Raw genomic sequence first — 19,766 nt, 5'->3', positions numbered from 1 at the left:
AGGTCAGCTGCTGCGATCTGACCTGATAAACTCTTCGACCATTTCCCGTGCAATGTCGTCAGAGAACTGCCTGGGAGGATGCTTCATGAAATACGCAGATGGTGAAATAAGCGGACCGGCCGCCTTTCTGTCTCTTGCGATACGGCAGCACCGGATTGCATCAATAACAACGCCGGAACTGTTTGGGGAGTCTTCAACGGAAAGTCTCATTTCAAGATGAAGCGGGATATTTCCAAACCCCCTTCCCTCAATTCTCAAAAAGCAGACCTTGTTGTCATTAAGCCAGGGGATATAATCCGATGGCCCAATGTGGATATGTTCATGAGAAAGCGGCGACTGCATCTGGGACTGGACCGCCTCGGTCTTAGAAATCTTTTTCATGGCAAGGCGCTCGGCATTCAGCATATTGAGAAAGTCGGTGTTGCCGCCGACGTTCAACTGATAGGTATGATCGATCGTTACGCCGCGGTCTTCGAAAAGCTTCGTAAGACTGCGATGGATAATGGTTGCGCCGACCTGACTTTTTATATCATCACCGATAACGGGAATACCTCTTTCTGTAAAACGGTCTGCCCATGATTTCTGCGAAGCGATAAATACCGGGATACAATTTATAAAACTGACGCCAGCCTTCAGACATGCCTCGGCATAAAATGCGGTTGCTTTTTCAGAGCCGACAGGAAGATAGTTCAGCAGGATTTCAGCTCCTGTAGACTTCAGGACTTTGACAATATCAGACGGCTTTTTGTTCGCAGGCATGAAACGATGGTCATCAGGATACTGCTCCATGTGGCACGCAACACCGTCGAGAATATTGCCCATGCTCACGGCTGCAGGCGATTTCGAACCCATTTTCTGAAAAGCTTTCGTGCAATTCGGCTTAGCGAAGATTGCTTCATGAAGCGGCCTGCCGACCTTGCGTCTGTCGATATCAAAGGCTGCGACAACCGTAATATCTCCGGGCAGGTACCCGCCGAGATTATAATGCATCAGGCCCGAGGCCGATACGCTTTTTTTATTTTTTTTGTAAAACTCTATGCCCTGGACAAGCGAACTCGCGCAGTTACCTACGCCTGCTATCGCAATACGGATTTCTTTCATGTTGAAGCGGGTTCCCCTTTAGCGCTATTTTTTATCGGTAACGAAATTTTATATATTAAAGATTCATATGAAGTCAAGAAATAATGTCTTCCAGTTTCTCCTTGCCATTCTTATTTTTGATGCTCTATACTAGCTGTTCGATGAAAACCAGGATAACCATTATTGGTGCAGGAAACGTCGGAGCAACAACTGCAGAGCTTATCGCACGGGATGGGCTGGCTGATGTTGTCCTCTTTGATATTCACGAGGGCATTGCCAAGGGCAAGGCACTTGATATGACGGAGGCCTGCCCGCTCTGGAATTCACCATCAACCGTAACCGGTACGAATATATTTGAAGAGACGGCAGAATCTGACATCATTATAATTACAGCCGGATTCCCCCGTAAGCCGGGGATGAGCAGAGATGATCTGCTTCATGCCAATGCCGAGGTTATTACATCTGTAACAGAGGGCACCGTAGCATATTCTCCCGGCAGCATAATTATCGTTGTTACTAATCCGATGGATGTTATGGCATATGCCGCCATGAAAGTGTCGGGATTCCCTGGTCAGCGGGTGATTGGCATGGGAGGAGTGCTCGATTCTTCACGGTTCCGGACATTTGTAGCAAAGGAGTTCGGTGTTTCTGCTGAAGACGTGGAGGCGCTTGTTCTTGGTGGTCACGGAGACCAGATGGTCCCCCTTCCCCGTTTTACGACCGTGAAGGGGATTCCAATACCAGAACTGATCGGCAATGACAGGATTGCGCAACTCATCGAACGCACCCGTAATGGCGGAGCGGAAATCGTTGGGCTCCTCAAGACCGGCAGTGCCTATTACGCTCCTGCCGCTTCAGCGGTCCAGATGGCAAAATCAATCCTTTTTGATGAAAAGAGATTGCTGCCCTGCTCTGCGCACCTCGATGGCCAATACGGTATTTCCGGAATTTTTCTGGGTGTTCCTGCAATACTGGGAAAGAGCGGTATTGAAAAAATAGTAGACCTTCATCTTACGGAAGAAGAGTTGGCCATGTTTCATAAATCGGCTTCAGCGGTCAAGTCCATGATCGAAACACTGAAGCCGGCCTGATGGTTATTGGGCGATATTTAATATCTTTAGGGAGGATACTCTAGTGAAAAATGAAGAAGTTGAACAGACCCTGGTACTCATAAAGCCGGATGCGCTGAAGAATTCATTGACAGGTTACGTGCTCTCTCAACTTTCAGAATTTCATACCGGCCTTCGTTTTGCCGGGACCAAGATAGTCTATGTCAATAATTTGCTTGCTGAGGAGCATTATGCTGAGCATCGAGGGAAGGTATTTTTCCCCTCTCTTCTTGAGTATATCATGGGACAGCTTCATTATCCTGAAGAGCCCTGGAAGAGACGTGTAATCGCATTGGTATATCAGGGGCAGGATGCCGTGCAGAAGATTCGCGATATTTGCGGTCCCACAAACCCTCATATAGCGCGGGAAAAAAAGCCGGGATGCATCAGGTCCCTGGGAACGCTCGTTCCGCTTAAAGATGAAGCGGGCAACGTGGTCGGCGAACGGATGGATAATCTGATCCATGCTTCTGCCGTAGCGCTGGACGCCGAACGGGAAATCAAGCTCTGGTTTAGGCCTACCGATATCCCTCCTTTTATGCGGGCGTATCCTGCTGAAACAAACGAGGCATTTTATTATTTCTCCAATAACAGACTCCTGCTGAAGCATGAACCAGGGAGTATCTGCCTTCTTGCCCCTGGCGATATTGCATGGAAAAGTGATCTTGACGCTCTCCGAGCCCTGGAGCAGGGATTGCCGGCAGCGGTTTCCCTGGGATCCATTGCAGCGAAGTATGTCATGAACACCGAAGAAAATACTTAGCAGCAGCGGTTTTTCTTCTTCTGCGAACAGCTGACTCTGCGTAATTTCTCATGCGTCTGCGGATATCGGTAAATCTCGGAGCCGACCTGCGCCTATGCTGTACACTTGGTTCTGCTCTATAATGCTCTTCTCATAACCCCTTGCGAAATAAAGCATTTATTGACAATCCACGGATGAACACAGTAAAATTTATCTAAGAGAAAAAGGCTCTCAAAAGGAGTTAAGAATGTTTGAGAAATTTACAGAACGTGGAAGAAAGGTCATCATCTTTGCCAAAGAAGAAGCAGAAAAAAGGCAGAATGATTATCTTGGAACCGAGCACCTTCTCCTGGCAATACTGAGAGAGGAAGATGGACTGCCCGTTGCGATATTGAAGAAAATGGGCCTGACCATAGAGGAACTTCGTATGGAAGTTGAAAGAAATCTCCCTGCAGGGATGAATCTTCTCAGCTTTGGTGATATCCCCTTTACCCCAAGAGCGAAAAAAGTACTTGAACTGGCAGTCGAAGAAGCGAGACTGCTCGGCCATAACTACATTGGCAGTGAACATCTGCTGCTCGGCCTCATTCGTGAGGACGAAGGGATAGCAGGCAAGATCCTTCGCAATTTGGGAGCAAATCTTCTTGGCGCCCGTCAGCTTACCATCAATCTCTCGATGAAGTCTTATGTTCAGGCGAGGGAGAAGAAAAGCAGCACCCCTGCCCTTGATGAATTCGGCAGGGACCTCACCATGCTCGCAAAAGAGAACCGTCTGGACCCGGTGATTGGCAGGGAAGATGAGATAGAGCGTCTGCTTCAGGTGCTCGGCAGAAGAATGAAGAATAACCCTGTGGTCATCGGAGAACCCGGGGTCGGGAAAACCGCAATTGTTGAGGGGCTCTGCCAGCGTATTGTGTCCGGTGACATTCCGGAGACCCTTATCGGCAAAAGGATCATTTCCCTTGATCTGGGTGCGCTGATCGCCGGTACAAAATATCGCGGCCAGTTTGAAGAACGACTTAAGATTGTCATGAAGGAGATCGTTCAGGCTGATAATATCATCCTCTTTATCGACGAACTTCATACGCTGATCGGAGCCGGTGCGGCAGAGGGCTCAATTGATGCCTCCAGCATGCTGAAGCCTGCTCTGTCGCGCGGAGAGATCCAGTGTATCGGGGCGACAACGCCTGACGAATACAGAAAATATATCCAGAAAGACAGGGCACTGGAGCGGAGATTCCAGCCTATCTATGTCCAGCCGCCTGATGTATCTACAACCGTAGATATTCTTGCAGGATTAAAATCCCGGTATGAATCACACCATAAGGTCAAAATTGCTCCTGAGGCGCTGAGTTCATCAGCCAAACTGTCTGACCGTTATATCCCGGACAGATTTCTTCCTGACAAGGCCATTGACGTGATTGATGAAACTGGAGCTCGCATCAAATTGAAGCGACAGACCCCTCCTTTTGAGCTTAAGGATATGGAGTTCAAACTGAACAGACTCTCAAAGGAAAAGAACCTGTATATCAAACTTCATGATCTGGAAAAAGCTTCTGCTGTTCGTATGGAGGAAGACAAGCTTAAGAAACTGTTTGAGCAGATGCAGAATTCATGGAAGGAGCGCCTGAGCAGAGAAATACCGGTCATGAATGAAGATGACGTTGCCTATACGGTTGCGAAGATGACGGGCATCCCGATTGTCAAGATAGAAGAGCGCGAATCAGACAAGCTTATCAGGATGGAAGATGAACTTCATCATCGCATCATTGCGCAGGAAGAAGCAATCAGGGCCGTGTCACGGGCTATCCGCCGTTCCAGGGCCGGCCTGAAAAGTGCCAAACGTCCAATCGGTTCATTCTTTTTTCTCGGCCCGACAGGCGTCGGAAAGACTGAACTTGCAAAAGCGCTTGCCGAGTTCATGTTCAATGATGAAAGTGCACTTATAAAAATCGACATGTCCGAGTATATGGAGCGGTTCAATGTTTCGAAATTGACCGGTGCACCCCCCGGCTATGTCGGATATGAAGAGGGAGGAATGCTCACCGAGCGGGTCAGAAAAAAACCGTATGCGGTCATCCTGTTCGATGAAATCGAAAAAGCTCATCCGGATGTCTTTAATATGCTGTTGCAGGTCCTCGACGAAGGTGTCCTGACGGACAATTTTGGCAGAAAAGTCGATTTCAGAAATACGCTGATTATCATGACGTCCAACCTCGGCGCGCGAATTATCGAGAAGGCTACACCGCTGGGATTCCAGCGGCATGAATCGGGAGAGATCTACGAAAACATCAAGGAAAATGTCCTGAGTGAGCTGAAAAAGACCTTTAATCCGGAGTTTCTGAACCGCGTCGATGAGATTGTGGTATTCCATCCGCTGGACAAGAGTCATCTCCTTTCCGTTATCGATCTGCTCGTAGACGAAATGAACAAGGAGCTTATTGACCAGGAACTCGTTGTTGAGTTGTCTCACGAAGTCAAAGAATGGTTGCTGGATAAGCATTTTAAACCTGCGTATGGGGCTCGACCGATGAGAAGAGCAATCCAGAGGGAGATTGAGGACACCCTTTCGGAAGAGATACTGAAGGGCAATTTCAAGGGTGGCCATAAGATTAGAGTGTTGCTGGAGGCAGGAACGCCGGTATTTGTTATTGCTGACGAGGCGTCAGTCCTGTCCGGTGTCAATTAGAAAGGAATGTCCAATCAGATGAAACACTTTTTCGGTATCCTTGGCCGGGTATTTCTTGCCGGTATAATAGTTTTCGCTACTTCCTGCTCTGAGAAAAAAACTGAAGTGGCCGAGGGGGTACGCGCCCCGAAGCTCGATGTCAGGGATGCCAGGACAGACCGGGCACTGGACATGGCCCAGCTAAAAGGCAAAGTTGTATTTGTCAATTTCTGGGCATCATGGTGTATGCCCTGCAAAGAGGAGATGCCTTCAATAGAAGCACTTCACCGGGAATTACAGAAGAACGACACGTTCCTCATGGTAACGATTCTTTATAAGGACGACGTAAGGACTGCAGCCGCCTATATGCAGGCAAACGGCTACACGTTCCCGCTCTTCACTGATACTAATGGCATCTCGGCTAAACAGTATGGGGTAACAGGCGTGCCGGAAACATATCTGATCGACAAGAAGGGAGCACTGAGAAAACGGGTAATCGGGCCCGCTGACTGGAATTCATCCGAGGCAAAGGCTTTTATCAATTCACTGCTTTCTGAATAATGGGAACGCCGCATCCTCCCGAGAAGGCACTTCTCTTTTTGGCGCTGCTCTTTGTATCCAAAGAGGTCTTAGAGGCATCGCTTCCGATATTTAAGGAGCGTTTTGGCGACACCCTTTTGGAAAGCCCCGAAGCCCTCTGGAGCCACTCGCATTATTACGATAAAGAACTCGGGACTCCCGTTTTGCGGCGCTTCATTTTTTTTAGCAGTCTTTTTGACGCGTCGACGCTGCCGGAAATCAAACTGGAGACAAACCGCCTGGAAGATGCGTTCTCTCATAACGGGAAAAGAAGGATCAATGTCGATCCTGGGTATATTACTTCTTCAAAGGTAGTTCTTGCATCGGCCAAGGATTATTCTCACAGGCTCTATCTTGGGAAGGGGATCTACGGGGAGGTTGCACTTTACTTTCAGGGTAATAGATTCAATCCGATGCCCTATACTTACCAGGATTACAAAGAGCCGAAAGGGCTGGATATGTTCGAAAAAGCGAGAAAGGAACTGAAAAAATTAACGGGAAGCGTCAGACCAGCACCAGGTTATCCCGGTGTATTGCCTCATCAGAATATTTGAAGCCCAGAAGCTCTTCTATTTCACTCGTCTTTCTTCCCATGATCTTCTTCAGATCAACTGATGAATAATTGATCAGACCTTTGGCTATCCTTTTGCCCCTGGCAGATACGCAATAGACTGAATCGCCGACTTCAAAAGTCCCTTCAACAGAAACAATGCCGGAAGGAAGGAGACTCTTGCTGCCGTCCCTGACAGCACTGACTGCTCCTTCATCCAGGATAACGCTCCCCTTCGAGCGGCTGCTGTAGGCAATCCATCCTTTTCGCTGAGACAGTCTTTCTTCTCGCGCCCTGAAGCAGGTGCCGTAATGCTGTCCTCTGACCGCAGGTATAAGCAATCCCGGTTTCTTTCCATTGATAATATTCACGGCGATCCCGTGGGATGTCGCCTTCTTGGCCGCAAGCACTTTTGAATACATCCCACCGGTTCCGACACCGCTTCCTGCGTCTCCCGCCAACTGCACAATGGCGGGCGTTATCTCTTCAACGTAGGTGATGATTTCTGCAGCAGGATTGTTTCGCGGATCTGCCTCATAAAGACCGTCGACATCAGAAAGGATGTACAGATGATCTGCCTCTATCATGATGGAAACAAGTGATGCAAGGTTGTCGTTATCACCAAATTTTATCTCGTCGGTCGTGACCGTGTCATTTTCGTTGATAACCGGTATGATGCCGTAGGACAACAGTGTCATGAGCGTATTCTTGGAATTAATGTATTTTTTCCTGTCCGCAAAATCCTCACGTGTCAGGAGCACCTGGGCGACCTTCTTGCCGTTGCCTGCAAAGGCCTTTTCATACGCCCACATCAGACTGCTCTGTCCGACAGCGGCGGCAGCCTGCTTAAACCTGATATCGGTCGGTTTTGTCTTCATGCCGAGTTTTTTCATGCCGGCTGCAACAGCACCGGATGAAACAATGACCACTTCGCTGCCTTCAGATGCAATGATCGATATATCGCCCGAGATTCGGTCGATCATGGTTGTATCGAGTCCCTCATGAGCAGACGCGATAATATTGCTTCCTATTTTAACGACGATCCGATTCAACCGTTTTCCCCCTCTTTGATGAGGAGATTCCCAAGATATCTGAGCAGTTTCCTCGTTCCTTCTCTCGTAACCGAGGAGATGGCCAGAAAATCGATATGATTAGTTTTGCAATATTCCCTGAGCAAGTCAAGTCTTGAGGAATCTGAGGCTGCATCAAGTTTCGTGGCAACAACGGCGTGCTTCTTTGTATAGAGTTCATCACTGTAACGCTGCAGTTCCTGCCGGATCATGCGGTATTGCTCAGCCGGATTTCCTTCAGACATGTCGGAGACATCAACGAGATGAAGACATATTCTTGTCCGTTCAATATGGCGCAAAAACTGAAATCCAAGGCCTGTTCCCTTGTGTGCGCCTTCAATGAGCCCTGGTATATCAGCAACAACAAAGCTTCTATAGTCACCGAACTTTACGACGCCGAGATTGGGAACAAGGGTGGTAAAAGGATAGTCAGCTATTTTGGGGCGAGCCGACGAGATGACAGATATGAGCGTTGATTTGCCTGCGTTGGGGAGTCCTACAAGCCCGACGTCTGCAAGCAGCTTCAGTTCCAGAATGAGCTGCTTCTCTTCGCCTTCCTCCCCCGGTTGCGCAAAGCGCGGCACCTGCCGTGTAGCGGTTGCAAAATGTTGATTGCCCTGCCCGCCTCTTCCTCCGCGCGCAGAAACAAACTCCTGTGCATCCACCACAAGATCAGCGACTACGGCACCGGTTTCCTTATCCCTGATAACGGTCCCCAGCGGTAAGGGAATGACAAGATCATCTCCATCCCTCCCGTGCATCTTCTGCCCCATGCCGTGCTGGCCCTTTACTGCCCGATACTCACGTCGGTATCTGAAATCCAACAGTGTGTTCAGATTCTTGTCTGCACGAAAGATGACATGGCCGCCCCTGCCACCGTCACCTCCGTCAGGACCTCCGCGGGGAACGTATTTCTCTCTCCGAAAGCTGACGCATCCACGCCCTCCTCTTCCGGCTTGTACGAAGATTTCTGCATAATCGACGAACTTCATCAAAAAATAAAAAAGGCAGATGCAAAATCTGCCTTTTTGTGCTCCTCCTGAAAAACAGGTTTATTGCTGAACTGCAGGATAAACGCTTATCTTTAGTCTAACGCTGTCTTTTCTCTCGAACTGGACCACTCCATCGATCAGTGAAAAAAGTGTATCGTCAGAACCTTTCCCAACATTATTCCCCGGATGAAACTTGGTCCCTCTCTGTCTGACGAGGATATTTCCCGCCCTGACGATCTGGCCGCCAAACCTTTTTATCCCGAGGCGTTGTGACTGACTATCACGCCCGTTCCTTGAACTTCCGACTCCTTTTTTGTGTGCCATGCTATCCTCCGACTACAATATCCTGAATTTTTACGAGAGAGTACGGTTGACGGTGCCCCCTCAGCTTCTTGTGGCCCTTGCGGGGCTTTTTCTTGAAGATAATTACTTTCCTGGCCTTATCGTCCTTCAAAATCTCAGCCCTGACCGATGCGTTCTTCACATAAGGACTGCCGATTACGGTCGTTTCGTCTTTTGAAACGAGTAAAACCTTGTCAAAGGTGACATTCATGTCACCCGAAGTCGTTAGTTTTTGGACCTTAACGGTATCGCCCGGTGCTACCTTAATCTGAAAACCTGCTGCATCAATAATCGCGTACATAGTTAACTCACCTCCGATCAGATATTAAATACGATAAGCATAGAAAAAGTCAATATTTTCATGGCACAACGCTGCAGAATGCGTCTTTATTACAGCAGATATTCAGCGAGGTTTATTTTGTATTTGTTGGGATCCATGGTTTTGCTGATTGAACGCAGAAAGACTTCCTGTTCATTTTTTTCGGTCAGATCGACCGTTGAACCCTTTATCCTGTTGCCCTTGCTGTCGACAATAACCATAACGCGGGGACGCGCCGGAAAGACCTGATTACTCTCGCAGACCAGACCAAGCTCCTTTGTGTCAAGCATGACAAGGGTCCCGATGGGATAGATGCCGACCATATTGGTAAAGAATTTAAATAAAAGCGGGTCGAGCTGCGTTCCTGCACGCTCCATCATAATACTGAGCGCCTTGTCAGGGGACATGGGTGTCCGCGAATAGACTCGTGCCGACGTCATCGCATCATACTGATCGGAGAGGCTGACGATACGGCTGTACAGTTCAAGCTCAAGAGGTTTGCGCACCTTCGGATATCCCGAAAGGTCGAAGTTCATATGATGCTCAAATGCAACGATGGCCGATTTTATGGTAAGGTCATCAAATTTTTTGAGTTTCAATACCGCCTTGAGGCCCCAGACAGGATGCTTTCTGATGATTTTCCACTCATCATCCGTAAAATTGGTCGGTTTATTGAGGACCTCATTGGGGATCTCCATCTTGCCCAGGTCATGGAACAATGCGACCATGCCGAGTTCCGTCAGCATTCGGCGATTGAGTCCCAAACGCTGTCCAAGGGCTACCGACAGAATGCTGACATTTACAGAATGATGATACGTGTATTCGTCATAATCCTTGATGGCTGTCATGCCGAGCAGCATCTGCTCTTCCTCGAGGATTTGGTCTACCATTGATTCGACAACCCTTTTTGCCTTCTTGATATTCACCTTTTCGCCGCTCTTCATCTTGTTCATGACGCCCTGCGTAAATGACACGGCATTGAAGTAAGTCTTTTTTACCATTTTTCTTACATCATAGGAATCCTCTTCGACAACTTTTTGCAAGCGTCCGACGCTGATCGTTCGTACGTCTGCCATTTTTTCTTCAAGAGCTTCAAAGGGTTCCTGCGAGAATGAAGCTGCAATGCAGGCACGTATAAGTGCCTTCATATCCTCCGATTTGATCTGATTTTTAAATGAAACGCTCCCGAGTTCGCGCTTCTTGAATTCCCGTATCAGAAAATCGAAATTGAGCAGATATTCAAGCGAATAGCGTATGCGATATTCGTTGATGTAGAAGAACTCCCCTCGCAGTTCGAGCGTAATGATCTTTTCCTGCTCAATGAACGTATTGAGCATCGCCACAAGACGGCTCATCGAAGAGACGAGGGCAATATTATTTGCATCATGTATCTGGGATGTGCGCAGCACCACAGAGAGCTGATTGATGAGCTCCTTGGCATGTTTATGCAGCTCACGCTCCTGCTTATTGTCCATGGTCGAGCCTCTTGATGGCAGTATAGCAGAACTCCCTGACCAGCTTATTGTTTTCTCCCTTGAACTTCTGCAGCAGATCGACCGCGTCCCTATTTCCCAGAAGGCCGAGTCCATAGGCGGCACAGGCCCTGGTCTCATCGATCTTGGCGCTTCCGAAGAAGAACGATTTCTTCCTGAGGATTTCTGAAAGAAACGCTGATACTTCCTTATCTTTCCAGTGTGAAATGACTTCAAAGTATTCCTTCTTCTCTTCGAAGTCCTTGTCCCTGAACGTCTTATCACTAATGCGGTCCATGATAATTCTTTTAGCCGCTTCTGAGGCTACCGTTCCCAGTGCCCTGAGAGCAGCCGACCGCACCTGAATCTCCGGGTCTTCAAGGCACTCCCTCAGAGTCTGAAACACACCTCCGCCGCCAAGTTCGCCCAATGCCCTGATTACTTCTTTTCGAACCCTGATGTCTGCATGCCGCACCGTTTTAAGCAGGAATTCTACAGCCCTCTTGTCGGAAATCTTTCTGAGTATGAAAATAATATTTCTTACCACATACCAGCGGGAATCATTCAACCCCTTGGAAAGGGTCATAATATCCTTCGGGCCGATATGGATGAGTGCGTCTATCACGACTTTTCGGGCATGGATGCTCTTGAGCTCTCCCAAAATGTTCATTAAGGGCGTTACCGCATTTTTGTCCAGACGCGCTACAAGGTCCTCGATGATCTTATCTTCCAACTCCTGCCCTGCGTCAAGAATTTCACCGAGGAGCTTAATGATGGGATCACTTCCTGCAAACGATATGATCTTTCTGAAATATTTTTTGATCTCCTCGTCAACGTTTTTGTCATTCAGGACATCCTGCAGCCGCGACAGGATGTTTGTGACCATGGGTATATCGCCCCGCGTCATCGAATATTCGATCGCATTCATGAAGTAGACGGAGAGTTCGTCAAAATCACTGCGCGATTCGGCGAGATACATGAGCTCAAAGAGTATATCAACCAATTTAGTGGATTTATCCTGCGCGTCTCTCTCAAGTTCCTGCATAAGGTGCTGCAGATCCTTGTCGCTAAGAGGTATGACATCCACATCTTTAAGGACATCATCCTCCTTGAAGGCATCCTGATACGCCTTTAATACATTATCCGAATCATTGCTTGCCTCGGTAATCTGCTCCACCGCATTCATCTCGTAATTGTCCTCATCGGCAAGGATCACGTCGTCAGCAACATGCTGTATATTCTGAAAATCCTTTTCCCACAAGAGCGTGACAATATCGTCGTCCAGAACCTCCCGCTCAAAGTCCATAGCGGTGATTTTCAGAAACTCTTCCATTTCATCGGCGGTCAGGCCCTTCTTGAAGGTGAGTTCTCTCAGGCCATCCTTAAACAGGAAGAGAGCGAGATTGTCATCTTTCTCTGCATTGTAATAAAGCTGTTCATTTTCCCACGTGATGTCATTCTGGCGTATCTTTAGCAGCAGGTCGTCGCGATAGTCAAAGTAATCCTTGAAACGGGCATAGGTATCCTCAATGGTTTTAACGTAAATAGGGTTGTTCGATGGATACATGCGTATCATCTTTTTTGATTTGAGCAGCGCCTGAATGATATCTTTCGCTGCCTTCAGATCGTCGTGTATTTCCATGTTAAATACTTATCACAGGCATAGGGGGATGTCAATGACGGCTAAACAAGCGTTAACCTGCGTTCCCGCGCAAACGTTCTGATGACGACCGTTGCGAGGTACAACCGCTGGAGTTTAAGGTTTCTCATCCGTATCGCCTCAATATCATTTGCCGGAAATTTTTCCGAGCGGAGAAATTTCTGGGTTTTATCGATCTCGTGATAGAACTCTTTCAGGGTTTCGGGATCGAAAGGCTTCAAGAAAATCGGATTTACCGCAACATATCCTTCGGCCACGTCCATCGTAAGCGCCTTATTGCTTTTTCCCCTGATATTAGCCACGCAATTCCTTTCTAATCATGATCCTTGACAGCAGGATACCGACCTCGTAAAGAAGAACGATGGGGACGGCCATGAGGGTCTGATTAAATGCGTCAGGCGTAGGCGTAAGCACTGCCGCAACAATAAAGGCCGCAAGAACCGCATACTTTCTGTTGCGTGCAAGCGCTGAAGGCGTGACAATGCCAAATCTGGTGAGAAAAATAATCACGAGCGGCAGTTCAAAAATTGCACCAAAGGCAAGAATGAACTTCAGGCAGAAATCAATATAGCTGCCCACCGAGAGCATCGGAGTCAACTGCGCGGTCTTATACCCAAGCAGAAAGGTCATGGCAAAGGGAAGGACTACCAGAAAGCAGAAAACTGCGCCGACCGAAAATAACAGAGTAGCAAAAAAAAGAAAAGGCAGGAAATACTTTTTTTCTTTCGGCAAGAGACCGGGTGAAATAAATTTCCAGAATTGAAGAAAAATAACCGGCAGAGACAGAACAAGCGCGGCCATAAAGGCGACCTTGAAATGCATCCAGAAGGCCTCTGCAGGGGCAAGAAAAACCAGCGGTGTCGACGGTTTTTCTATTAACTGAATATAGGGTGCTGTCATCGACAGTTTCATCTCTGCCTTCAGGGGAAGTGTAAGGGCACCGAAGATTTCGCCCGAAAAATTGAAAGAAACAAGAAAAATAAGAAGGACTGAACCAAGCGAGACGAATATCCGCTTTCTGAGTTCGGTAAGATGTTCGGTAAGAGGCATTTTATGCTCTTCCATTTACGCCTTATCCTCTTTTTTGGTTGCGTCAGCTTCTGGAAGAACGTTATTTTCGTGAACGGTATCCTTCGGAAGGTTTTTGATAAGGTCCTCATCAGGCAGCTTATAGTCAACATTGAGTTCACTTTCAATCTGACCTTTTGCGATATAAACACCTCTTTTAATCTCTGTCATCCATTTGCCGATAGTCCTGGCAAGTTCCGGCAGCTTTTCCGGTCCAAAGACAAGAAGTGCAACAACAAAGATGATTACCAGCTCCTGGAATCCTATATCAAACATAATCCGGCCTCAGTCCTCCCTACTCTTCCTCATAAATTTTCCTGATCTTCTTCTCCCCTTTGGCATTCGTAAAACTGAACGATACCATAAGTCTGAATTCCGGTGATCTGGCCTTAAAGTCTGCGCCCACTCCGATTGTGGTATAAATGAAATCAGAGGTCTTAAGCCGATAGCCGAAGCGTGCTTCCAATTGATCATATTCTTTTGAAAAATGTACCTTTCTCGCAAGGAATTCGGCGAGAATATCCGACTTATGCGTTGCCGAAAATTCAACGCCGGAAGCAAACAATATCTCACTTTGAAGGCTGCCTTTGCCAGGTTTTTCATAAAAGATATTGAAATTCCCGCGGAAGGGCCCGAGCCGCTTACTCAGAATAAGTCCTATGCCTGTGCGGCCTCCGCTCGAAAGCCGATCATTCCCAGCAGGAAGCGATGCGGTAACAATATAAGCCAGAGAAGGACCGTATTTGCCCTCGTCATAAAAGCGGTGCTTGAAGCCGAGGGCTACATCCTCAAGCCCGTCAACTGACCCAAGATAGTCATAAACATAAGGAATGGTGACCATGACTTCAAGATGATCACTAATCCCATAGGCTCCCTTAAGCTGAACTCTATAGAAATCCGGCTCCTTTGAGCGTTCAAATGACAGTTCGATCGATGACTTGTTTTTCTGAAGACTTTCTGCGCTGAATGTCGAAAAAACACCGTCGGATGCAACAGGCTGCAGCCCAGAAATATCAAAGGCGAAAATCTCGCAGGGACAGAGAAAAAAAGCAATAATAATGAGGAGTTCTTTCACTGCTTGAAACATACCAGATACCGCTAATTACTGTCAATGCACAGTTGTTTTTCTTCGGCAGACTACAGTTCTTTTGGTGCTTCGTTGACAAATAAATCGTGCTGACCATATAATTAAAAAATATTTCAAGGAGGTCAGTCATGTCTGAAAATGTATTGGAAGCAACATCGGCAGCATGGGATAAAGAGGTTTTGGGCCACAACGGTGTCGTTATGGTAGATTTTTGGGCTGTCTGGTGTGGCCCCTGCCGTATGATCGCTCCTACCGTTGAGGAACTTGCAAAGGAATATGCAGATAAAATTAAGGTGATGAAGCTTAATACCGACGAAAATCCTGAAGTAGCAAGCAGATACAAAATCATGGGCATCCCCAGTATTATCTTCTTCAAGAATGGCCAGGAAGCAGATCGAATTGTCGGCGCTGTTCCCAAGCCACAGCTCAAGGCAAAGATTGACAGCCTGCTCTCCTAAGCCTGCGTTGCCTGCGCTAACGCTCTGAATCCCCATGAATAAAGCCTTTCTCCTTCTTCTCATTTTTGTGTTAGGTCTGGCTATGACGGCCTGCAACAGGACGGACAGCACGTCTGTGGTCGTGTTATCAGCAGAAATCAACGGCGCGGCACCTGATTTTACGCGTAAGGACCTCTCCGGCAAGAGCATTACGCTTTCTGATTATAAGGGAAAAGTGGTGCTCCTTGAATTCTGGGCTACATGGTGTCCGCCCTGCAAGGCATCAATACCTGGACTGATAGCACTTCATAAAAAATTTGAGCAGAAGGGTTTTATCATACTTGGGGTATCTATAGATACCGATTCCGATGCTCTGGAACAGGTTCGCCGGTTCGCTGCTTCCCATAGTATTTCCTATCCCGTTCTGCTTGCTGATGAATCGATGCCTAAACAATACAACGTCGTTAGCATTCCGACCAGTTTTCTGATCGGCAAAGACGGCAAAATTGTCGATATCAATAAGGGCTATTCTGAAGATTTCGACAAGAGACTGTCAGCTCAAATAGAGGCACTACTGTAATGTTCGAAAACATTAGCGATAAGCTCGAGTCGATTTTCAAGAAACTCAAAGGCAGAGGCCTCATTAAAGAAGAGGACATCGATGCCGCTCTGAAGGAAGTAAGGCTCGCTCTGCTCGAAGCTGATGTGAATTTCAAAGTTGTGAAAGACTTTGTTCAGAGAGTCAAAGAAAAAGCTCTTGGCAAGGAAGTTCTTGAGAGCCTGACTCCCGGACAACAGGTCGTCAAGATCGTTCATGACGAATTGTGCACTCTTCTTGGGAGTGCCAATGTCAAAATCATGCTTTCACCGAATCCGCCGACAATTATTATGATGGTCGGTCTGCAGGGCTCTGGCAAGACTACATCCGCAGCAAAGCTTGCGAAGCATTTCAAGAAGGAGGGCAGACGTCCTCTTCTGGCTGCCTGCGACCTTCAGCGGCCGGCTGCCATTGATCAGCTCCTGGCCCTCGGTGCGCAGATAGGCGTTCCGGTATTTGCTTCGCGCGATACCAAAGACCCTGTCGCCGTTTCCCTTGAGGCATTAAAGAAGGCGCGGACAGAAGCCCATGATATCCTTATTATTGACACTGCCGGGCGACTTCATGTTGATGAATCGCTTATGACAGAGCTCAAGAATGTCAAAAAGAGCGTTGAGCCCAGAGAGACACTCTTTGTGGCTGATGCCATGACCGGTCAGGATGCCGTAAACATAGCGAAGCAGTTCAATGACCAAATAGGAATAGACGGTATTGTCCTTACAAAAATGGATGGCGATGCCCGTGGGGGCGCAGCCCTTTCGGTGAGAGAAATTACGCAGAAACCCATCAAGTTTATCGGCGTCGGCGAAAAGATCGATATGCTTGAGCCCTTTCATCCTGACCGTATCGCCTCCCGGATCCTTGGGATGGGTGATGTCCTCAGCCTGATCGAGCATGCCCAGAAGTCCTTTGATCAAAAAGAGGCAGAGACGCTTCAGAAACGGATTCTTGAGGACTCCTTTACGTTTGACGACCTGAGGGAACAGCTCAAAAAGATACGGGGTATGGGCCCGCTGGAAAGCATTCTGGGCATGATCCCGGGAATGAACAAGGTGAAGAACATGCAGGTTGACGAACGGGAATTTGCAAAGATCGAGGCGATTATCAGTTCCATGGCAAAAAAAGAACGCCTGAATCATAACATTCTCAACGGAAGCAGAAGAAAGCGCATTGCCATGGGCAGCGGAACAACAGTGGCAGATGTCAACCGGGTGGTCAAGCAGTATGTTGAACTGAAAAAGATGCTCAAGATGTTCAAGGGCAAGAAAAACATCAAGTTGCCGCGGTTCTTTTGCCTCTGATCACCTTTACTTTTTTTACTAATTTATATTAAAATTTCAGATTACAACTGGAGGTGTTTTTTTGGTCAAGATCAGACTTACAAGATTAGGGTCGCATAAGAAGCCGTTTTACCGGATGCTCGTAACTGATTCCCGCACACGCAGAAACGGACCGTTTATCGAAATTTTGGGCACGTATGATCCTCTGAAGGAGCCGTCAGAGATTAAGATCGATGTTGCAAGGGCAAAGCACTGGATAGAAAAGGGAGCTCAGCCGACGGATATTGCAAAAAAGCTTATTGAGAAAGCCGGCGCATAATTTCATCATCGTCCGGTTTTCGGCAGACGATGATGAAGGAGTTGCTTGAAACGTGTCTAAGCTCTGCTGGAATTGCGTTCATGAAATCATCGGGTAAGGAGATTCTGTCTTAAAGCATATTGCCGTAGCACGCATCATAAAGGAACGGGGGATCAAAGGAGAAGTTAAGGCCTTCCCCCTTTCTAAAGCAGCCCAATCACTTCCCCCTCTGACTGAAGCTCAGGTTGTCACGTCTGCAGGAACCGTACAGAAAGTAACAATCCATTCCGTAAGGACTGACCGGGAGTTCCTCCTCATCTCATTTGATGGGATATCCGACCGGCAAGAGGCATCGAAGCTCAGGAATGCCATGATTGAGGTGGACGCATCGCTGCTGCCTGAATTAGGGAGCAACGAATACTATTATCATCAGATAATTGGCCTTACTGTTGTTACGGCCGGGGGTGAAACGATAGGGAGGGTTACGGATATCCTGGAATCTCCCGGCAATGAACTGTATGTTGTTCAGGGAAATGAGAAGGAATATCTGCTGCCTGCCGTAAAGCCACTCATTGCAGACATAAATCTGGAGACGGGCATAATGACGATAACGCCCATTGAAGGACTTCTGGATTGATCTGCCTATCGCCGATACGCGCGTCTCTGTGACGGTCTTCCATGCATAAGCGTTTCAGCATCATAACGATTTTCCCCGAAATGGTTAACGCCTATCTGGGTTGCAGTATCCTGAAGCGTGCCATTGACAGGCAGCTTATCAGTGTGGCGGTGCATAATCTTCGGGATTACAGCACAGACAAGCACCATACGGTTGATGATTATTCATATGGCGGCGGCCCTGGTATGGTAATGAAACCGGAAACGTTCTTCAGGATTATGGAGGAGCAGTGGCCGAAAAGGGATAATCTCCGGGTCATCATGCTTTCCCCTGGCGGCCGGGTTTTTACTCAGCGCGTTGCCCGGGAGCTCGCAGACGACTCAAAAGAGCTGCTTTTTCTCTGCGGCAGATACGAAGCTATTGACGAAAGGGTGAGAGATCATCTTGTCGATGATGAAATTTCTGTTGGTGATTACGTTTTGACTGGCGGAGAACTGCCTGCTTTGGTTATAATAGATGCCGTTTCGCGGCTCTTGCCAAATGTACTTGGCGATAGCCAGTCGGCTGATGCTGAGTCGTTCAGTCATGGATTACTTGACTATCCGCACTACACGCGGCCTGAACAGTTCAGGGATATGAGTGTGCCCAGGGTATTGCTTTCGGGCAACCATGAAGAGATACGGAAATGGAGAATAAAACAGTCGTTGAAGGCCACGATGCAAAAGAGGCCGGATCTGCTGGAATCATACAGTCTCTCGGTTGAAGAGAAATTACTTTTGGAACAGATAAAGGAGGAAGCATCATGAACATCATCAATGCAATCGAGGAAGGGTTCAAGAGAGATCTTGGAGTCTTTAATGTCGGCGATACCGTTAAGGTCTATGTGAAAGTAGTCGAGGGTGACAAGGAAAGGATACAGCCCTTCCAGGGCCTTGTCATCGGCAGAAAGGGTTGCGGTACGCGCGAATCTTTCACGGTCAGAAAGATCTCTTTTGGTGTCGGCGTAGAGAGGATCTTCCCTGTCTGCTCTCCCACCGTGGACAGAGTTGAGATCATCAAGCAGGGAAAAGTTAAGAGGGCCAAGCTGTATTACATCAGGGAGAAGAAGGGCAAGGCCGCAAAGATCAAAGAGAAAGACTTCGCCGCAAAGTAGTATTTCATGGACATTTACCGGCATGACGATTCTTTCAGAGATGAAGGATTCCCGGTCGTTGCCGGCATAGACGAAGCAGGACGGGGTCCCCTGGCGGGCCCCGTTGTAGCCGCTGCCGTTATCCTCCCACCGCATATCAGAATAGCCGGTCTCCGTGATTCAAAAATGGTCCCTGAAAAAGAACGAACCCGCCTGTTCTGGGAGGTTCTTATCTCTGCCTCTTCTGTTGGTGTAGGCATTGTTGACAGCCTGGAAATAGACAGGACAAATATCCTCAGAGCAACGAAATCAGCAATGAAGCAGGCAGTCGAGGACCTTGCCCTGTTCCCAGACGCTCTGCTTGTCGATGCGGTAACGATTCCAGACATAGCGTTCAGACAGTTTCCGATCATCAAGGCTGATGCCAAGAGCGCCTCCGTAGCGGCAGCATCAATTATTGCAAAATATGTCAGAGACACATTGATGCTTCACTATGACAGCATGTATCCTGAATACCATTTCAAACGGCACAAGGGATATGGCACGAAGGACCACCTGAAAATGATAGAACTGCTGGGCCCCTGTCCTATTCATAGAAAATCATTCAGACGGGTCATGCCAGCAGAACTTCCTTTTGCGTTGTCATAAAATCTTTTCTTGGCATATA

General features: G+C 47.8%; 24 protein-coding genes. 13 read left to right on the top strand and 11 right to left on the bottom strand.

Features of this window, described 5'->3' with window-relative positions; genetic code table 11:
• Positions 1-3 precede the first annotated feature (3 nt).
• The gene (locus HZB31_10705) at positions 4-1,101 is read right to left on the bottom strand and encodes an inositol-3-phosphate synthase (GenBank protein MBI5848398.1); all 1,098 of its coding nucleotides are present in this window, start codon (positions 1,099-1,101) and stop codon (positions 4-6) included.
• A gap of 140 nt (positions 1,102-1,241) precedes the next feature.
• On the opposite strand from HZB31_10705, the gene mdh reads away from it, so the two are divergent.
• From mdh to HZB31_10680, 5 genes are all read left to right on the top strand, one after another.
• On the top strand, positions 1,242-2,171 hold the full coding sequence (mdh, locus tag HZB31_10700) for a malate dehydrogenase (GenBank protein MBI5848397.1): 930 nt from the start codon (positions 1,242-1,244) through the stop codon (positions 2,169-2,171).
• A 43-nt stretch (positions 2,172-2,214) separates the two neighbouring features.
• On the top strand, positions 2,215-2,952 hold the full coding sequence (locus HZB31_10695; protein ID MBI5848396.1) for a nucleoside-diphosphate kinase: 738 nt from the start codon (positions 2,215-2,217) through the stop codon (positions 2,950-2,952).
• 226 nt (positions 2,953-3,178) lie between these two features.
• Positions 3,179-5,620, top strand: a complete 2,442-nt coding sequence (locus HZB31_10690) for an ATP-dependent Clp protease ATP-binding subunit (GenBank protein MBI5848395.1) — start codon at positions 3,179-3,181, stop codon at positions 5,618-5,620.
• A gap of 18 nt (positions 5,621-5,638) precedes the next feature.
• Positions 5,639-6,160: a TlpA family protein disulfide reductase gene (locus HZB31_10685; GenBank protein MBI5848394.1), complete on the top strand. Its 522-nt coding sequence runs from the start codon at positions 5,639-5,641 to the stop codon at positions 6,158-6,160.
• Positions 6,160-6,732, top strand: a complete 573-nt coding sequence (locus tag HZB31_10680) for a DUF4416 family protein (GenBank protein MBI5848393.1) — start codon at positions 6,160-6,162, stop codon at positions 6,730-6,732. Before HZB31_10685 ends, HZB31_10680 begins: the two co-directional genes overlap by 1 nt.
• Here the strand turns inward: HZB31_10680 and proB are convergent.
• The 10 genes from proB to HZB31_10630 all read right to left on the bottom strand — a co-directional run bounded on the left by proB (position 6,683) and on the right by HZB31_10630 (position 14,726).
• Complete coding sequence (proB, locus tag HZB31_10675; GenBank protein MBI5848392.1) at positions 6,683-7,819, bottom strand: glutamate 5-kinase; 1,137 nt, start codon at positions 7,817-7,819, stop codon at positions 6,683-6,685. The genes HZB31_10680 and proB overlap by 50 nt on opposite strands.
• On the bottom strand, positions 7,777-8,790 hold the full coding sequence (gene obgE / locus HZB31_10670; GenBank protein ID MBI5848391.1) for a GTPase ObgE: 1,014 nt from the start codon (positions 8,788-8,790) through the stop codon (positions 7,777-7,779). The genes proB and obgE overlap by 43 nt, the downstream gene beginning before the upstream one ends.
• Before the next feature lie 60 nt (positions 8,791-8,850).
• Entirely contained in the window at positions 8,851-9,114 is a 264-nt protein-coding gene (gene rpmA, locus HZB31_10665; protein ID MBI5848390.1) for a 50S ribosomal protein L27, read from the bottom strand.
• 1 nt (position 9,115) lies between these two features.
• Complete coding sequence (rplU, locus tag HZB31_10660) at positions 9,116-9,433, bottom strand: 50S ribosomal protein L21 (protein MBI5848389.1); 318 nt, start codon at positions 9,431-9,433, stop codon at positions 9,116-9,118.
• A gap of 89 nt (positions 9,434-9,522) precedes the next feature.
• On the bottom strand, positions 9,523-10,926 hold the full coding sequence (locus tag HZB31_10655) for an HD-GYP domain-containing protein (GenBank protein MBI5848388.1): 1,404 nt from the start codon (positions 10,924-10,926) through the stop codon (positions 9,523-9,525).
• The gene (locus HZB31_10650; GenBank protein ID MBI5848387.1) at positions 10,916-12,565 is read right to left on the bottom strand and encodes a HEAT repeat domain-containing protein; all 1,650 of its coding nucleotides are present in this window, start codon (positions 12,563-12,565) and stop codon (positions 10,916-10,918) included. Before HZB31_10650 ends, HZB31_10655 begins: the two co-directional genes overlap by 11 nt.
• A gap of 41 nt (positions 12,566-12,606) precedes the next feature.
• Positions 12,607-12,885, bottom strand: a complete 279-nt coding sequence (locus HZB31_10645) for a hypothetical protein (GenBank protein MBI5848386.1) — start codon at positions 12,883-12,885, stop codon at positions 12,607-12,609.
• Complete coding sequence (tatC, locus tag HZB31_10640) at positions 12,878-13,648, bottom strand: twin-arginine translocase subunit TatC (GenBank protein ID MBI5848385.1); 771 nt, start codon at positions 13,646-13,648, stop codon at positions 12,878-12,880. Before tatC ends, HZB31_10645 begins: the two co-directional genes overlap by 8 nt.
• Positions 13,649-13,927 carry a twin-arginine translocase subunit TatB gene (gene tatB, locus HZB31_10635; protein ID MBI5848384.1) on the bottom strand — a complete coding sequence of 93 codons (279 nt, stop codon included), beginning with the start codon at positions 13,925-13,927 and terminating at the stop codon, positions 13,649-13,651.
• Between the two features lie 19 nt (positions 13,928-13,946).
• The gene (locus HZB31_10630; protein MBI5848383.1) at positions 13,947-14,726 is read right to left on the bottom strand and encodes a hypothetical protein; all 780 of its coding nucleotides are present in this window, start codon (positions 14,724-14,726) and stop codon (positions 13,947-13,949) included.
• Positions 14,727-14,866: 140 nt separating this feature from the next.
• On the opposite strand from HZB31_10630, the gene trxA reads away from it, so the two are divergent.
• The 8 genes from trxA to HZB31_10590 all read left to right on the top strand — a co-directional run bounded on the left by trxA (position 14,867) and on the right by HZB31_10590 (position 19,747).
• Positions 14,867-15,196 (top strand): thioredoxin, encoded by a 330-nt coding sequence (gene trxA, locus HZB31_10625; GenBank protein ID MBI5848382.1) that lies wholly within the window; start codon positions 14,867-14,869, stop codon positions 15,194-15,196.
• Between the two features lie 34 nt (positions 15,197-15,230).
• The gene (locus HZB31_10620) at positions 15,231-15,755 is read left to right on the top strand and encodes a TlpA family protein disulfide reductase (protein MBI5848381.1); all 525 of its coding nucleotides are present in this window, start codon (positions 15,231-15,233) and stop codon (positions 15,753-15,755) included.
• On the top strand, positions 15,755-17,074 hold the full coding sequence (ffh, locus tag HZB31_10615; GenBank protein MBI5848380.1) for a signal recognition particle protein: 1,320 nt from the start codon (positions 15,755-15,757) through the stop codon (positions 17,072-17,074). The genes HZB31_10620 and ffh overlap by 1 nt, the downstream gene beginning before the upstream one ends.
• 61 nt (positions 17,075-17,135) lie before the next feature.
• Positions 17,136-17,372, top strand: coding sequence for a 30S ribosomal protein S16 (gene rpsP, locus HZB31_10610; GenBank protein ID MBI5848379.1), 237 nt, complete (start codon positions 17,136-17,138; stop codon positions 17,370-17,372).
• 118 nt (positions 17,373-17,490) lie between these two features.
• On the top strand, positions 17,491-17,988 hold the full coding sequence (rimM, locus tag HZB31_10605) for a 16S rRNA processing protein RimM (GenBank protein ID MBI5848378.1): 498 nt from the start codon (positions 17,491-17,493) through the stop codon (positions 17,986-17,988).
• 41 nt (positions 17,989-18,029) lie between these two features.
• The gene (gene trmD / locus HZB31_10600) at positions 18,030-18,773 is read left to right on the top strand and encodes a tRNA (guanosine(37)-N1)-methyltransferase TrmD (protein MBI5848377.1); all 744 of its coding nucleotides are present in this window, start codon (positions 18,030-18,032) and stop codon (positions 18,771-18,773) included.
• Positions 18,770-19,120 carry a 50S ribosomal protein L19 gene (rplS, locus tag HZB31_10595; GenBank protein ID MBI5848376.1) on the top strand — a complete coding sequence of 117 codons (351 nt, stop codon included), beginning with the start codon at positions 18,770-18,772 and terminating at the stop codon, positions 19,118-19,120. Before trmD ends, rplS begins: the two co-directional genes overlap by 4 nt.
• Before the next feature lie 6 nt (positions 19,121-19,126).
• Positions 19,127-19,747 (top strand): ribonuclease HII, encoded by a 621-nt coding sequence (locus HZB31_10590; protein ID MBI5848375.1) that lies wholly within the window; start codon positions 19,127-19,129, stop codon positions 19,745-19,747.
• Positions 19,748-19,766: the final 19 nt, after the last annotated feature.

This window comes from Nitrospirota bacterium (assembly GCA_016235245.1).
Lineage (GTDB): Bacteria > Nitrospirota > Thermodesulfovibrionia > Thermodesulfovibrionales > UBA6898 > UBA6898.
The sequence above is the reverse complement of the archived record's forward strand: the minus strand, read 5'-3'. Positions and strand labels throughout refer to the sequence as shown.